The 15377-nt window shown below is 45.9% G+C and carries 15 protein-coding genes; all 15 read left to right on the top strand.

Features of this window, described 5'->3' with window-relative positions; genetic code table 11:
* The first annotated feature begins 70 nt into the window (after window positions 1-70).
* Window positions 71-427, top strand: coding sequence for a DUF3679 domain-containing protein (locus tag M3629_RS14010; protein ID WP_251507310.1), 357 nt, complete (start codon window positions 71-73; stop codon window positions 425-427).
* Between the two features lie 146 nt (window positions 428-573).
* Window positions 574-2388 carry a translation elongation factor 4 gene (gene lepA, locus M3629_RS14005; RefSeq protein ID WP_251507286.1) on the top strand — a complete coding sequence of 605 codons (1815 nt, stop codon included), beginning with the start codon at window positions 574-576 and terminating at the stop codon, window positions 2386-2388.
* Between the two features lie 414 nt (window positions 2389-2802).
* A complete protein-coding gene (gene hemW / locus M3629_RS14000) occupies window positions 2803-3987 on the top strand; it encodes a radical SAM family heme chaperone HemW (protein WP_145332173.1) in 1185 nt (394 codons plus the stop codon).
* Window positions 3988-4104: 117 nt separating this feature from the next.
* Window positions 4105-4575, top strand: a complete 471-nt coding sequence (locus M3629_RS13995) for an N-acetyltransferase (RefSeq protein WP_154983214.1) — start codon at window positions 4105-4107, stop codon at window positions 4573-4575.
* Between the two features lie 277 nt (window positions 4576-4852).
* Window positions 4853-5701, top strand: a complete 849-nt coding sequence (locus M3629_RS13990; RefSeq protein ID WP_251507283.1) for a hypothetical protein — start codon at window positions 4853-4855, stop codon at window positions 5699-5701.
* 261 nt (window positions 5702-5962) lie between these two features.
* Complete coding sequence (locus tag M3629_RS13985; RefSeq protein WP_251507280.1) at window positions 5963-6691, top strand: response regulator transcription factor; 729 nt, start codon at window positions 5963-5965, stop codon at window positions 6689-6691.
* Entirely contained in the window at window positions 6688-8040 is a 1353-nt protein-coding gene (locus M3629_RS13980; RefSeq protein WP_251507277.1) for a sensor histidine kinase, read from the top strand. The genes M3629_RS13985 and M3629_RS13980 overlap by 4 nt, the downstream gene beginning before the upstream one ends.
* 173 nt (window positions 8041-8213) lie before the next feature.
* Window positions 8214-9245 carry a heat-inducible transcriptional repressor HrcA gene (gene hrcA / locus M3629_RS13975; RefSeq protein WP_090914795.1) on the top strand — a complete coding sequence of 344 codons (1032 nt, stop codon included), beginning with the start codon at window positions 8214-8216 and terminating at the stop codon, window positions 9243-9245.
* Between the two features lie 42 nt (window positions 9246-9287).
* Window positions 9288-9851 (top strand): nucleotide exchange factor GrpE, encoded by a 564-nt coding sequence (gene grpE, locus M3629_RS13970; protein WP_251507274.1) that lies wholly within the window; start codon window positions 9288-9290, stop codon window positions 9849-9851.
* A 130-nt stretch (window positions 9852-9981) separates the two neighbouring features.
* Window positions 9982-11820 (top strand): molecular chaperone DnaK, encoded by a 1839-nt coding sequence (dnaK, locus tag M3629_RS13965; protein WP_251507272.1) that lies wholly within the window; start codon window positions 9982-9984, stop codon window positions 11818-11820.
* A gap of 133 nt (window positions 11821-11953) precedes the next feature.
* On the top strand, window positions 11954-13072 hold the full coding sequence (gene dnaJ / locus M3629_RS13960; protein ID WP_251507269.1) for a molecular chaperone DnaJ: 1119 nt from the start codon (window positions 11954-11956) through the stop codon (window positions 13070-13072).
* Window positions 13073-13282: 210 nt separating this feature from the next.
* A complete protein-coding gene (locus tag M3629_RS13955) occupies window positions 13283-13651 on the top strand; it encodes a hypothetical protein (protein WP_251507266.1) in 369 nt (122 codons plus the stop codon).
* A 23-nt stretch (window positions 13652-13674) separates the two neighbouring features.
* Entirely contained in the window at window positions 13675-13854 is a 180-nt protein-coding gene (locus M3629_RS13950) for a YfhD family protein (RefSeq protein ID WP_251507263.1), read from the top strand.
* Entirely contained in the window at window positions 13847-14239 is a 393-nt protein-coding gene (locus M3629_RS13945) for a hypothetical protein (protein ID WP_251507260.1), read from the top strand. The genes M3629_RS13950 and M3629_RS13945 overlap by 8 nt, the downstream gene beginning before the upstream one ends.
* A 169-nt stretch (window positions 14240-14408) precedes the next feature.
* A complete protein-coding gene (gene prmA, locus M3629_RS13940; RefSeq protein ID WP_251507257.1) occupies window positions 14409-15374 on the top strand; it encodes a 50S ribosomal protein L11 methyltransferase in 966 nt (321 codons plus the stop codon).
* Window positions 15375-15377 lie beyond the last annotated feature (3 nt).

The raw sequence follows: 15377 nt of genomic DNA, 5'->3' as shown, positions 1-15377 counted from the left end.
GGCACTGCAGAAGGTAATGAAGCGATGGTCTGTTTTGTTAGCTATCTATAGAAGAAGGGAGATTCCTGAGATGTCCAAATTTGGCAAAAAAGCGGTCTCTGTCAGTGTGCTTATGTTACTTGGTGTATTGCTTGGCATGCAGCTGGCAGGCAGTGGTTTTCAGCGTAATAACCCTGTGAACAATGTCCCGGTAGTGGCGACTACAGAACCCTCACCTGAGGAAAATAAACCTGTAACCGCTGAGCCTGCGCAGACCGAGGTTAAAAAGCCGTTCGTTCCTGTCCAGACCCCAAGCCAGGTGCTTGGGGCAGATCAGCACAAGGCTCCGGTAGACGTGCTAGCGGAAAAAACGGCGGGATTGCTGCAAAACTTGTCAAACAGCGGTATAAAGTGGGTTGTCTCTCTTTTTGGCGGAGTAGATGAATAGAAGCAGATGGAATAAAGGAAAACTAACCCTTCGAGGCACTCATCCAGTGCACTTTATTATAAAGTTAAAACATCATGGGATTGATGCACCTTGCAGCAACTGTTATAATGAAGTGATTGACACTAGGCTGTTTCTGGGGGTAAGGAATGACTGACATTCGGGAAAGACAACGTAAAATTCGTAACTTTTCAATTATTGCACATATAGATCACGGTAAATCAACACTTGCGGACCGGATCTTGGAGTACACAGGTGCGCTGACATCGCGTGAAATGCAGGAACAAGTGCTGGATCAGATGGATCTGGAACGCGAACGCGGAATTACCATTAAACTGCAAGCGGTTGCCCTGAATTACAAGGCAGACGACGGTGAAGAGTATCTGTTGAATCTCATTGACACACCAGGACACGTAGACTTTACGTATGAAGTATCGCGTAGTCTTGCGGCATGTGAAGGGGCGTTGCTAGTCGTTGACGCGGCACAAGGGATCGAGGCGCAGACACTAGCTAACGTATATCTTGCGCTGGACAACAATCTTGAGATTTTGCCGGTTATCAACAAAATCGACTTGCCAAGTGCCGATCCAGATCGGGTGAAGCAGGAAGTTGAAGATGTTATCGGACTGGATACCAGCAACGCTGTATTGGCTTCGGCCAAAGCCGGCATCGGGATCAAAGAAATTTTGGAGCAAGTGGTACAGAGCGTACCCGCACCTGTAGGTGATCCGGACCAGCCGCTTAAAGCGCTGATTTTTGACTCGCATTACGACCCTTACAAAGGGGTTATCGTGTATGTGCGTGTTATTGACGGTAAAATCAAGGCGGGTTCCAAAATCAAAATGATGGCCACAAACAAATCGTTTGAAGTGATCGAAGTAGGAGCGTTCAAGCCGCGCATGACTATTGTGGACGAGCTGAACGTCGGGGATGTAGGATTTATCGTTGCGGGTATCCGTCACGTCGGCGATACTCAAGTCGGGGACACGGTTACTGACGCGAAAAATCCAACCCTTGAACCACTACCTGGATATCGTAAAATTAATCCAATGGTATATTGTGGTCTGTATCCGATTGAAACATCGGACTATGTGGATCTGCGTGAAGCATTGGAAAAGCTGCAACTGAACGACGCCTCACTCAGTTTTGAGCCGGAGACTTCCAGCGCACTCGGCTTTGGATTCCGTTGCGGATTCCTTGGACTGTTGCATATGGACGTTATTCAGGAGCGGATTGAGCGTGAATTCAACATTCCGTTGATCACAACGGCTCCGAGCGTAATTTACCACGTAACGCTAACTAACGGCGAGCAGATTCAAATTGATAACCCATCCAACTATCCAGAGGTAGGACGGATTGATTACGTTGAAGAGCCTTATGTGAAGGCTTCAATCATCGTACCGAATGATTACGTCGGAACGGTAATGGAGCTGTGCCAAAATAAACGCGGTGAATTTATCAATATGGAATATATGGACACAACACGGGTTACGATTACATATCAGATCCCGTTGTCCGAGATCGTATATGACTTCTTCGACCAGTTGAAATCAAGCACCAAAGGTTATGCTTCCTTTGACTATGAGCTGTCCGGTTACCGCCAGTCCAATCTGGTGAAAATGGATATCCTACTTAACGGCGAACAAGTCGATGCTCTGTCCTTTATTGTTCACAGAGATCGTGCATACAATCGCGGCCGTATTATCTGTGAGAAACTGCGCGAACTGATTCCGCGGCAAATGTTTGAAGTGCCGATTCAGGCGTCTGTGGGCACCAAGGTTGTGGCTCGTGAAACAGTTAAAGCGATGCGTAAAAACGTACTTGCCAAGTGTTACGGCGGTGACATCTCGCGGAAACGGAAACTGCTGGAGAAGCAGAAGGAAGGTAAGAAGCGGATGAAACAGGTGGGTAACGTAGAGGTGCCACAAGAGGCATTTATGGCGGTACTGAAAATTGATGATTAAAATGCAATCTCTGGGTACATCAAGATCTTGCGTATCAGAGAATGCATTAATAATGCATTTTTAGGTACATCACAGATTGTGTGTATTAATAATGCATTCTAATAATTTAATTTTAGGTACATCACAGATTGTGCGTATCGAATTACTGGTAATCAAACTATATAAAGTGAACTATTTTTACACCTTAACGGAGAGGACAGAAAAAACCTGAAAAAGCGGAGCGTTCGCCTTTATCACCGGATTTTTCCCTTTTGGGAAAGGGAATCAAAAAAATCTGGGGATAACAGCGATTGGAAGGTTATTCTGTCATTGGAGTGGAATGTGTAAATTGTTAGATCACTTTATATAAATCAACATTTTAGCTGAAAGGGAAGCCAACTGGCTTTCCTTTTTTCAAATCAAGGGGGACTTACCGTGACACTTGCAGCACACAACCAGAAAACAGGTGCGCCCCAAGCGGTGTACCTTCACATTCCATTTTGTACAAATAAATGTTTTTACTGTGACTTTAATTCTTATGTTCTGAAAGATCAGCCTGTGATGCAATACTTGGAGGCGCTGGAACGGGAGATGGAGCATACCGTCAAGGCGAATCCGCCAGGCGAAATTAAAACGATCTTTGTCGGCGGCGGAACGCCAACCGCGTTGAAACCGGACGAGATGGCTTATTTCCTGCGTTCGGTCAAAACCTATTTCCCGAATTGGGCAGACGATATTGAATTTTCGATGGAAGCCAACCCGGGAACGACGGATGCCGAAAAGCTGGCCGCGATGAAAGAAGGCGGCGTGAACCGTGTCAGCTTTGGCGTACAGGCTTTTCAAAATGATCTGCTGACGGGCATTGGCCGGATTCATAATACAGATGATGTATATCGCAGTTTAGAGAACGCACGTAAGGCGGGACTGGATAACCTGTCGATTGACCTGATGTTTGGATTGCCAAACCAGACGGTGGAGATGTTGAATGAAAGTATCGACAAAGCGCTGGAACTGGATCTGAAACACTATTCGATCTATAGCCTGAAGGTAGAAGAGAACACCCTTTTCCATACCCTGTACCAAAAAAATCAATTACCTCTTCCGCATGAAGATGATGAGTTGCAGATGTATCTTCTATTAATGAAGCGCATGAAAGAAGCAGGTTATGAACAGTATGAGATCAGTAACTTTGCCAAACCTGGCTTCGAGAGCCGTCATAATATCACCTATTGGCGCAATGAGGATTATTACGGACTTGGTGCAGGTGCACATGGTTACGTGGGCCGTGAACGCCATATGAACATTAAAGGGATTAATCCTTATGTGGAAGCATCACGTGCGGGACTGCCTCGTTTGGATCATTTCGAGATTGGCCGTGCGGAAGCGATGGAGGATTACTTAATGGTAGGACTCCGTATGTTGGAGGGCGCTTCATCTTCAAGATTCCATAATCAGTTCGGGGAATCCATGGAGGATGTATTTGCGAAACCGCTGGGCAAAATGTTGCATGCAGGATTGCTTGAGCGGACAGCAGACGGCTTTAAACTGAGTGAACAAGGTATTCTGTTCGGCAATGACGTTTTTGCGGAGTTTATCGGCTCTATATCGCTAAATTCGTAGCTTGAAATTCTATACGCTCTGTTGTATATTTATTCATATTGTTTTACAGGGCGTGTTAATTTAAACAACTACGAAGCTAGCTTTCCTCGGAAAGCGTCGTTATAGGAGGAGAGCTGGATGTCGGTTATATGCAGGAAAGCTGTACCGGAAGATGTTGAACCACTGTTTGAAATGATTAAGGGATATGCAGAGCGTGGGATCATGCTTCCGCGTTCACGGGAAGTACTGCAAAGGCAGCTGGAGCATTTTATTGTGGCTGAGGTGGATGGAGTTGTCGTAGGCTGCGGCTCATTATGTCGTCTGGGCAATGACCTGGTGGAAGTAAGATCACTGGGCATTTCAGAGGGGTATAAAGGGCTTGGCATCGGGTCCCGTCTACTTGACCGGCTTGTAGAAGAGGCGGAGAGACAACAGATTCCAAAGGTGATGGCTCTCACGTATGAAGTTTCCTTTTTTCTGAAAAATGGTTTTGCTGTTGTGGAAAAAGAAATCTTCCCTGAGAAAGTATGGACGGACTGCGTTCATTGCAGCAAGCAGGATTGCTGTGACGAGATTGCGGTTCTGAAAGAACTGAATGTGTCAGCGTAGTTATACGTTTATATGAATAAAAAGATAAAGATCACAAACCCAAGGAACTTAAGGTTTCAAAGGGCTTGTGGTCTTTTTTGGTGCTCGTTTTTTCATATACTTTTCACACACTTATTCCATTATTCTCACACATCCTCTTGTTAAGATGAACTTACATAAGCGATCTGCAAAAAACTTCACAGTGGAACAGTTGAAGAACAGGGATAAAAACAAGGTTTTCAACGTACGAAGCAGGGAGTATGCAGATAGCTCAATCTTAAGAATGAGGTGACCGATCATGAAAAAATGGACAAAACATGTAGCAGCTTTGGTAACAGCGATGAGTGTAATTGGTGGAGCAGGTAGTGCTTTTGCCGCAACGCCTGTTGTGAATTCCGTAAAACCGTCTGAAACACAAAAAGCTGGAGCATCGGCTAGCTCAACGAGCAAATCTACAACAACAAAATCAACAACCACTCCAGCAGCCAAATCCACTGTAGCGCCGACAAAAACGACAGGAGCTAAAGCGGCCCCTTCCAAAACAACAGCTACAACCAAGAAGGAAACAACAACTCACAAAGCGAGCGCAGTACCGCATAAAGCCAAAAAGGCTGCTCATAAAGCAAAAGTGGCGAAGCATAAAGCGAAAAAAGCTGTGCACAAATCAAAAGTGACTCACAAAGCAAAAAGGGCTTCTCATAAAACAACAGCAATGCATCACAAGGGCAGAAAAACTGCTCATAAAGCAAAAACAGTAACACACAAAGCAAAAACAACGACACATAAAGCCAAAGCTGCGGCTCATAACGCCAAACAGGCTTCACACAAAGCTTCAGCAACAGCAAAGGCTACTGCGCATCAAGCAAAACAAACGGCACACAAAGCGAAAAAAGCCGCTCACAAAATCGCAGCGCACAAAGCAACAGCTAAAAAAACGGTAGGAACTAAAACGCCAGTAGCTAAGACGACTGTAAACAAAACAACTTCGCCAAAAACTGGAGTGAAAACAACAACTCCAAAAACAGCAACTCATAAAACAGCTACCGTGACAACTCATAAAGCTGCAACATCTGCTACGAAAGCACCAGCCAAAACAAATGTTACAAACAAAAACGAGGCAGCAAAATCAAGCTCATCCCATAAATAAGAAGTTGTGCTCTGATGCCCTCACTGTACCAGATCCAGTCCATAATTTAACGCATCAGTGACATTATGATATACGGCGTACACAGGCGGAGCTCTCTTATAGGGAACTCCGTCTTTTTCATGTTGAATTGGGTGTTTGTAACGTTACATTTAGGCCATTCATGGAAGTTTGGAATCTGAGTACAGACTCTGTTACATTAGTAGTAACATATTTAATAAAAAACATATCAGAAGTGTTATATTCATGCCGAGGTGAACGCCGATGCCGCATATTTTTGTAGTGGATGATGATCCGTATATTTTGCAACTTATTGCAGGTTATTTGAAGAAGGAACAATATGAAGTGACCTCCTTTGCACACGGCAGAGAGCTGGTCGGGGAAGTGCGCTTGAGAAAGCCGGACTGTTTGATTCTCGACATTATGATGCCAGGGGTTGATGGGCTTACACTCTTGACGGAACTGAGAACCTTCACTGAAATTCCCATTATTATGGTCTCGGCTCGAGGAGAGGAAATCGATCGTTTAAATGGGCTGGAATTGGGATGTAACGATTTTCTGAGCAAACCTTTCAATCCTCGTGAACTGGTTGCGAGAGTGAAAGGCATGCTTCGTTTGATACACAGCAGTCGCTTATCACAAGGGATTGAACTAAAAGAAACGGAGCGGCATCAGCCGAAGGAAGGGTCTTATTTTAGTATAGGCAACGTGCAGATTTCAGAAGAATTCCGACGTGTCAATGTTAGTGGAGAAGAATTGGGACTAACCGGAAGGGAATACGAGCTTTTGTTATTTCTATCCCAACACCTGGATCGTCCATTCAGCCGCGAACAGTTGATCCAACAGGTCTGGAATTATGATTTTTACGGTGAAGTGCGTGTAGTGGATGATCTCGTGAAACGGATTCGTAAAAAGCTTGCACAGGTTCAAGCTACACTGACCATTGATACCGTGTGGGGGTTCGGCTATAAAGCAGCTGTACATACACGATGAAGACAATACGCAGCAAAATGCTGCTCGCCTTGTTTGCAAGTATGCTGGTTACTGTGGCGTTTACGGTACTGTTTTTTATACACCTCTTTGATGATATTCTGCTCAATCAGGTCAAAGAGCAATTAAATGGACAAACGAAGAAGGCTGTCAAGATCATTCGTGTAGATGATCTGGAGGATCTGGACAATGACAGTTTTCGTTTTTTTATTAAAGATATTCTCTTTTATGCGGACTATTTTGTAATTGATGGGCAGGATAAAATTGTCGCCTCAAGCAGTGCGGGACGTGTGGGGATGAAATTGGAAGGATTCCCAGGTACACACGAAGGTTATATGATTTTAAATGGAAAAAAGGTCCTATACAGTGAGGCTGAGTTGTCACATAAACAGTTTCGAGTGATCTTGTATTCTCCGCTATCGTCACTCAGGGCAATGTACATTCCGTTGTTTCGAACAACCCTTCTGTCGATTGCCGCAAGTTTTGTTGTCATTCTGTTGATAGGATTATTCGCCGTGTGGCGAACGGTACAGCCACTCAATCGCTTGAAAGAGGCTGTTAACAAGTATGAGCCAAACATGCCTGACAGAGATCAATTCCTTCAGGCTGACCATACAGAAATCGGCGAATTGATCCAGACCTTTCAATTAATGAGTAACAGAATTGATGACCATCACCGGCATCAGCTGGAGTTTTTGCAAAATGTATCCCATGAACTTAAGACACCATTGATGTCCATTCAAGGTTACGTGTATGCCATTCAGGATCAGGTCGTTTCCACGGATCAGGGACTTGATATTATTGCTACCCAGTCGCAACGCCTTATTGACATGGTTGGAAAACTGATTCAGCTCTCCAGACTGGAAACTGTGGATGAGGAATGGCCTGTGGCAGTCATTGACCTGAAAAACATGGCGGAAGAAGCAGTGTATCTGCTTATGCCAACTGCGCTTCAGCGAGGAATACATTTGACAGCGGAAGCCAATTCGTTCATCGTGGAAACAGCAGGTGAGCAATTGTTTCAGATTCTGCTAAACTTGTTGCAAAATGCTGTGCGCCATACCGAAACGCAAGTGATATTAACATTGGAACTCTCTGCCGATGATCACGCGGACTGGATTTTTCATGTCGATGATGATGGGCCAGGCTTGAATGAGCATGACAGACAGCATATTTTTCGTCGTTTTTATACAGGAAATAATGGTGTGACAGGATTGGGGCTAACCATTAGCAAGCAACTGGCAACGCGTCTCCATGCAGATTTGGTGTATAGTGACTCACCGCTAGGTGGGGCACGTTTCAGTCTGAGACATTATCCTGCGGAGCGAGAAATCCAGCATCAAGGTGCATAATATACGTTATAAGTGAAGGTTATTGGCCTATACTATAAATAGATGATCCCATTCCGCAAACTGACTTGACAATGATCATGTCAGTTTGGTATTTTTGTATTACCGATTAGCACTCATCTAACTGGAGTGCTAACGACATGGGACAGTACAGTCAGAAGGAGGGAATACTCACCATGTTAACAGAGCGTCAACGAATGATTCTGAACGCTATAGTGGATGACTATATCCGTTCAGCTGAGCCCGTAGGGTCCCGAAGCATCTCCAAAAGAGGAGATGTTGGATATAGTCCGGCAACGATTCGTAATGAAATGGCCGACCTTGAAGAGATGGGTTTTCTCGAACAGCCGCATACTTCGGCTGGACGTATACCTTCTCATAAGGGTTATCGATATTATGTCGACCATTTGGTTCCCTGGAATCAGGTGGAGCCGCAGGAACTGGATGATCTAAAGTCATTTTTTGCAGAGAAGCTGAATGTTATGGAACAGGTTATTCAGCATGCTTCCAACATTTTGTCTCATATGACCAATTATACTTCGATTCTGCTTGGACCTGAGGTGTTCCACACCTCACTGCGTCACTTCCAGTTGCTCCCGCTGAATGAGAATGAAGCTGTAGCGATTATTGTGACGAACACCGGTCAGGTGGAAAACAAGACAGTTCAAATCCCACCCGAGATTTCGGTTGCTGAGATGGAGAATGTGGTTCGTCTGTTAAACAGCAAATTGGTAGGCGTACCAATCTACAAGCTGAAGTCACGTCTTTATACCGAGCTGGGCCAAGAGATGGAGCGTCACATTACACGTTATGAGGAAGTTATGCAGGTACTTAATAGCGCGTTTGACAATGAGCATGACAATCGTCTATTCCTCAGCGGCGCTACCAATATGTTGACACAACCTGAGTTCAGAGATGTGGAAAAGGTTAAGGATATTCTGGACTTGTTAGATGAGACACCAACATTAATGAAATTGATGATGCCAGTGCCCGGCGGGTCTGGAATTCAGGTACGAATCGGTACCGAAAATGATCATGAGGCCTTTGCGAACTGTAGCTTGATTACAGCGTCATATTCATTGGACGGCGAGGCACTTGGATCCATTGGAATTCTGGGACCAACCCGTATGGATTATGCACGTGTCATCCATATTCTAAATACATTATCCCGTGATCTTACAACGATGCTGACGACTCGCTTCAAATAAGCAACGGGAATTACGATTCATTCTTATAAGGAGGTGAACATCTTGAAAGAGGAGCAATCATTCACAGAAGAGCAAGAAGTAACAGCCGCTGAACAGGAACCGGTCAATGAGGCCGCAGCTGCAGAAGCACAGGCTGAAGAGATAACAGGCCAGGAGCAAAATGAGCTGTCACGTTTGAGAGCAGAAGCTGAGGAAACACAGCAGCGCTTTGTACGTGCGCAAGCTGATTTTGATAACTTCCGTCGTCGCACGCAGAAGGAAAAAGAAGAGCTTGCCAAATACGCTTCGATGAAGCTGGTCACCGAACTGATACCAGTGATGGATAATTTCGAGCGCGCTATGGCTACGGTACCGGAAGGTACGGAAACTGAATCTTTTGCCAAAGGATTCCAAATGATCTTGCGTCAATTGGAAACCGTGCTGACAAACGAAGGGCTGACTCCAATGGAAACGGTTGGACAACCGTTTAATCCTGAATTCCACCAAGCGATTATGCAAGTGGAGAGCGATGAGCATGAAGAAGGCATCGTTGTGGAAGAAGTTCAAAAAGGCTATATGCTGAAGGATAAAGTACTTCGTCCGGCAATGGTTAAAGTAAGCTCTTAATCCGGGGCTGAACTAAGGGACGAAGTTTAATATACAGCTTTTATACACATAGAGCAGATCACTTACTAACTAACACAATAAGGCTGACAAGTGCCTGTACATTTTAAATTGTTGAGGAGGAAATTTTCGGATGAGCAAAGTAATCGGTATTGACTTAGGAACAACCAACTCATGCGTAGCCGTTATGGAAGGCGGCGAGGCTGTAGTTATTCCAAACCCGGAGGGTGCGCGTACTACTCCTTCCGTTGTAGGTTTCAAAAAAGATGGCGAGCGTGTCGTTGGTGAAACAGCGAAACGTCAAGCGATCACTAACCCTGATCGCACGATCATTTCCATCAAGCGTCACATGGGTACATCCCACAAAGAAACGATCGACAGCAAAGATTATTCTCCACAAGAAATCTCTGCGATCATCCTGCAAAAACTGAAAGCTGATGCAGAGGCATACCTGGGTCAAACGGTAACTCAAGCGGTTATTACTGTTCCAGCTTATTTCAATGATAGCCAGCGTCAAGCAACTAAAGATGCGGGTAAAATCGCTGGTCTGGAAGTACTTCGTATCGTCAATGAGCCAACAGCAGCAGCTTTGGCATATGGTATGGAAAAATCCGAAGACCAAACCATTCTCGTATATGACCTGGGCGGCGGTACGTTCGACGTATCTATCCTGGAACTGGGCGATGGTTTCTTCGAAGTTAAAGCAACTAGCGGTGACAACCAACTGGGCGGCGATGACTTTGACCAAGTGATCATTGACTATCTCGTAAATGAATTCAAAAAAGATCAAGGTATTGATCTGAGCAAAGATAAAGCAGCGGTACAACGTTTGAAAGATGCAGCTGAAAAAGCGAAGAAAGAGCTTTCCGGCGTATTGACTACAACGATTTCCCTGCCGTTCATCACAGTTGCTGATGGCGTTCCTCAGCACTTGGAGTTGAACCTCAGCCGTGCGAAATTCGAAGAGCTCTCTGCTGGTTTGGTTGAGCGTACGCTTGAACCTACTCGCCGTGCGCTAAGCGATGCGGGCATGACACCTAACGATATCGACAAAATCGTATTAGTCGGTGGTTCCACACGTATTCCAGCGGTGCAAGAAGCAATCAAAAAACTGACAGGTAAAGAGCCTCACAAAGGTGTTAACCCGGACGAAGTTGTTGCTTTGGGTGCAGCTGTACAAGCGGGCGTACTGACTGGTGACGTGAAAGACGTAGTATTGCTGGACGTAACTCCGCTGTCCCTGGGTATTGAAACTGCAGGTGGCGTATTTACGAAAATGATCGAGCGTAACACGACGATCCCTACAAGCAAATCTCAAGTGTTCTCCACTTATGCAGACAATCAACCTAGCGTTGAGATTCATGTCTTGCAAGGTGAGCGCGAGATGGCTGCTGGCAACAAAACGCTTGGTCGCTTCATGCTGGGAGATATCCCTCCAGCACCACGCGGTGTACCGCAAATTGAAGTTAGCTTCGATATCGATGCCAATGGTATCGTTAATGTGTCTGCAACAGACAAAGGTACAAACAAAACACAAAAAATTACGATCACTTCTTCCAGCGGTCTGAGCGATGCTGAAGTTGAGCAAATGATGAAAGATGCTGAACTTCATGCTGAGGAAGACAGAAAACGTAAAGAGCTTGTAGAAGCGAAAAACAGTGCAGACCAATTGATCTACTCTGTAGACAAAACGATCAAAGACCTTGGCGAAAAGGCAGATGCAGGCGAAGTAGAAAAAGCAAATGCTGCCAAAGAAAAATTGCAAGGCGTGCTGGCTTCCGACAATCTGGAAGACATCAAAGCAGCTACAGAAGAGTTAACCGAGATCGTTCAACAGTTGTCTGTTAAACTGTATGAGCAAGCTCAAGCTCAGGAGCAAGCGGCTCAAGGTGCCGAAGAGCAACAAGGTTCTGCGAAACGTGACAACGTTGTAGACGCGGATTACGAAGTTGTGGATGAAGATAAAAAATAATTAATTCGCTATTGCTGCGAGTTAAAACATCGGTGACGTTCGGATTAAAGGGAAAGTCATAGCCGGGGCTCCCGTGCTTTGACTTTCCTTTTGTCACGATGTGCGATAAGGTGAATGTTATGGGGGTGGAAGAGTGGCTGAAAAACGTGATTATTATGAGGTACTCGGACTAAGCAAAAATGCAAGCGACGAGGAAATCAAAAAGGCTTACCGTAAGCTCGCCCGTCAGTATCACCCTGACGTGAACAAGGCAGCAGATGCGGAGGCCAAATTTAAAGAAGTAAAAGAAGCTTATGATGTTGTAAGTGACAGCCAGAAGCGTGCTCAGTACGACCAGTATGGTCATATCGATCCGAACCAAGGTGGTTTTGGCGGTGGAGACTTTGGTGGCGGCGGATTCGGCGACATCTTTGATATGTTCTTTGGCGGTGGTGGAGGGCGTCGTGACCCGAATGCTCCGCAACGGGGGAACGACCTGCAGTACACCATGACCATTGAGTTCAAGGAAGCCGTATTCGGCAAGGAAACAGATATCACGATTCCACGTACCGAGGGCTGCGATACTTGTCACGGATCAGGGGCCAAGCCTGGAACGAAGCCGGAAACCTGTTCGGTCTGTCACGGCAGCGGGCAACAGGAAGTGGTTCAAAATACACCATTTGGTCGTATGGTGAATCGCCGTGCTTGTTCGAATTGCAGCGGTACTGGACAGATCATCAAAGAAAAATGTACAACGTGCAGCGGTAGCGGTAAAGTTCGCAAACAGCGCAAAATCCATGTTCGCATTCCAGCTGGTGTGGATGACGGCGCACAGTTGCGTATGACAGGCGAGGGTGAAGGCGGTCTGCGCGGTGGTCCAGCAGGCGACCTGTACATTGTGATTCGTGTGAAGTCTCATGACTTCTTTGAGCGCGAAGGCGATGACATCTACTGTGAAATTCCGTTGACATTTGCTCAAGCGGCGCTGGGAGACGAGATCGAAATCCCAACACTGACCGAAAAAGTGAAGCTGAAAATTCCGGCGGGTACACAAACCGGAACGTATTTCCGCCTCAAAGGCAAAGGCGTGCCACGCCTGCGCGGTATGGGACAAGGAGATCAGCATGTGAAGGTTGTTGTGGTTACTCCAAGTAAGCTGAGTGACGAACAGAAAGATTTGCTTCGTCAAATTGCTGCACTTGATGGCGAACAAACCCATGAGCATGAGCAATCGTTCTTTGATCGAGTTAAACGAGCCTTTCGCGGCGACTGATTATATATGAAGTAGCATGAAGACACTTTCGATGATCTTTGATGATCGAAGGTGTCTTTTTTATGTAAATTAGTTTAATCCGATGTAATTCTATGTGTCCAACTGTCGGCAATTCGGAATATTCTGGGCTGGGTTGCGGAAAGATAGCATGGCGGGAACGATCTGTTAAACAGATACAAGTTGGAGAACTATAGGAAGCAGGTGAAGCAAATGACGGAGAAAAATATTTTGGCCTATTTTCATAGCCCTGAGCAGGCACAGGGAGCGGTCAAAAAATTGGAGGCGCTGCGAGTGGAAGACCTATCCATTAATCGTTTTAGCCGTTATGCGGGTGTAGGGCCGAGCGGGGCATCTTACAAACCGGGTATCTCCGGCAGCTACTCATCCTGGATACCTGATGCGATGCAAATGAGTGCCAGCTCAGGCATTATGGCTGCGGCAGACCCAGCCGCAAGCGGAATGAGTGATGGAGGACAAGGGGGCCCTACAGGCAGGGATATCTTATTAACTGTCGTTGTGGATGAAGAGGTGCACCACCGGGCGATGTCAATTATTGAACAAGCCGGTGGAATGATCTGATTTTGAAAAGGAGGAAGAACAACATGGCTAATCGACAACGACCAGGTGAAATTTTAACGAAAACGGAAAAGATGAAACGTCTGCAATCTGCGAAAAATGAGGATGTGGAGTTCAGCGCAGAATTGGCCGATCACGAGGATATCGAAGCTTTGCGCCGTAGCGAGGCAGCGGATCGCCGTCAGGGACGAGAAATTCATGACTGAAGATCGCTCGGCGGTCACACTAGAGGCTGTATTTACGAGTTGGTCTGAAGCTGAATCTGCACGCAGAGCACTGGAGTTGCTACATCCGAACCAGCTACGCATCGAGAGTATGCGAGAGAATGAAAGGACGGCTGGGTCAAATGATATCGAGGGAGAAGAGCATTCACCAACAGCAGTGGTTGGCGGCTTCAGCGGCGAGCTGAACGTACTCGCTCTAATCAGTGATGAGTCCGAGATGTTATCGGGAGGACAGGTTTATGACCCTGCACCAGAAGAAGCAGTGCGAAGTGTGAAGCAGGGCATTCTGCTGACGGTATCCGTTTCTCACGATTCTTTACCGCAAGCTGCGGAGATGATCACACAGAACGGCGGACGTTTTTATTAGTGGTGTTCATGAGAAAGATCGACTGGTACCGAAAAATGGGACAGGATATTCGAGTGGTTTCACTGCGGATATCCTGTTTTGTTTTCTTTTACGAGTATGCTTTGTGCTCCGGCTTGCATATGTAGTACAATAGTTGGGATGTTTGAATAATGAGGAGGCAAAACCACGTATGTTATGGCATGAACTAACAATACATACCACAGAAGAAGCTGTGGAGATGATTTCGAATTTTTTGCATGAAGCGGGTGCTGGAGGGGTGTCGATCGAAGAGTCCGGTACTTTAAATAAAAAACGGGATACGACGTATGGCGAGTTATATGACGTTCCTTTGAATGATATTCCCGAAGGTTTCGCGGTCATCAAAGGATATTTCTCCGAAGGTACAGACATGACTGTCTTGCAGGCAGAAGTAAATCCAAGAATTGAAGAATTACCCGATTTCGGAATTAATGTCGGAGAGATTCGTTACGAAACACGTACCGTTGATGAAAACGACTGGGCAACGGCCTGGAAACAATACTTTAAACCGGTGCGCATATCCGATCGTCTGACGATCAAGCCAACGTGGGAGGAATATACGCCGGAGAGTCCAGATGAGAAAATTATCGAACTGGATCCAGGAATGGCTTTTGGTACGGGGACGCATCCAACGACAACGCTCTGTTTACGTACACTGGAAAAGGTCATTCAGGGTGGCGAGGAAATGATTGATGTGGGTACAGGTTCCGGCATCTTGGCTATCGGCGCGGTACATCTAGGTGCTAAGCATGTGCTGGCACTTGATCTTGATCCGGTTGCGGTAACAAGTGCGTTGGAAAACGTGGAACTGAACAAGATGCAGCAGCAGATCACGGTCAAAGAAAGTGATCTATTGTCTGTGCTTGGAAGTCAAGACCCCGCTCTAGGTGTCAAGCTGCCAGTCAAAATTATTGTGGCCAACATCTTGGCTGAAGTTATTTTGCTATTCGTTGATGATGTGTATAATGCACTGGAGTCTGGTGGGATCTATATCGTTTCGGGCATTTGGAAGAACAAGGAGCAGGTTGTACATGATGCACTGGTGGCATCAGGATTTGAAGTTCACGCAATCGAGCGTGAAGAGGACTGGCTAGCCTTTGAAGCCAGAAAGAGGTAGTCT

Source organism: Paenibacillus polysaccharolyticus (assembly GCF_023714295.1).
Lineage (GTDB): Bacteria > Bacillota > Bacilli > Paenibacillales > Paenibacillaceae > Paenibacillus > Paenibacillus polysaccharolyticus_A.
This window is presented reverse-complemented; position numbering and strand designations above follow the sequence as displayed.

Bases quoted from the DNA above. Each gene is read 5' to 3' on its own strand.
- M3629_RS13995 (WP_154983214.1), top strand. From the start codon at position 4,105: ATGTCGGTTATATGCAGGAAAGCTGTACCGGAAGATGTTGAACCACTG.
- M3629_RS13955 (WP_251507266.1), top strand. From the start codon at position 13,283: ATGACGGAGAAAAATATTTTGGCCTATTTTCATAGCCCTGAGCAGGCA.
- lepA (WP_251507286.1), top strand. From the start codon at position 574: ATGACTGACATTCGGGAAAGACAACGTAAAATTCGTAACTTTTCAATT.
- dnaK (WP_251507272.1), top strand. From the start codon at position 9,982: ATGAGCAAAGTAATCGGTATTGACTTAGGAACAACCAACTCATGCGTA.
- M3629_RS13950 (WP_251507263.1), top strand. From the start codon at position 13,675: ATGGCTAATCGACAACGACCAGGTGAAATTTTAACGAAAACGGAAAAG.
- M3629_RS14010 (WP_251507310.1), top strand. From the start codon at position 71: ATGTCCAAATTTGGCAAAAAAGCGGTCTCTGTCAGTGTGCTTATGTTA.
- M3629_RS13990 (WP_251507283.1), top strand. From the start codon at position 4,853: ATGAAAAAATGGACAAAACATGTAGCAGCTTTGGTAACAGCGATGAGT.
- hrcA (WP_090914795.1), top strand. From the start codon at position 8,214: ATGTTAACAGAGCGTCAACGAATGATTCTGAACGCTATAGTGGATGAC.
- M3629_RS13985 (WP_251507280.1), top strand. From the start codon at position 5,963: ATGCCGCATATTTTTGTAGTGGATGATGATCCGTATATTTTGCAACTT.
- prmA (WP_251507257.1), top strand. From the start codon at position 14,409: ATGTTATGGCATGAACTAACAATACATACCACAGAAGAAGCTGTGGAG.
- M3629_RS13945 (WP_251507260.1), top strand. From the start codon at position 13,847: ATGACTGAAGATCGCTCGGCGGTCACACTAGAGGCTGTATTTACGAGT.
- M3629_RS13980 (WP_251507277.1), top strand. From the start codon at position 6,688: ATGAAGACAATACGCAGCAAAATGCTGCTCGCCTTGTTTGCAAGTATG.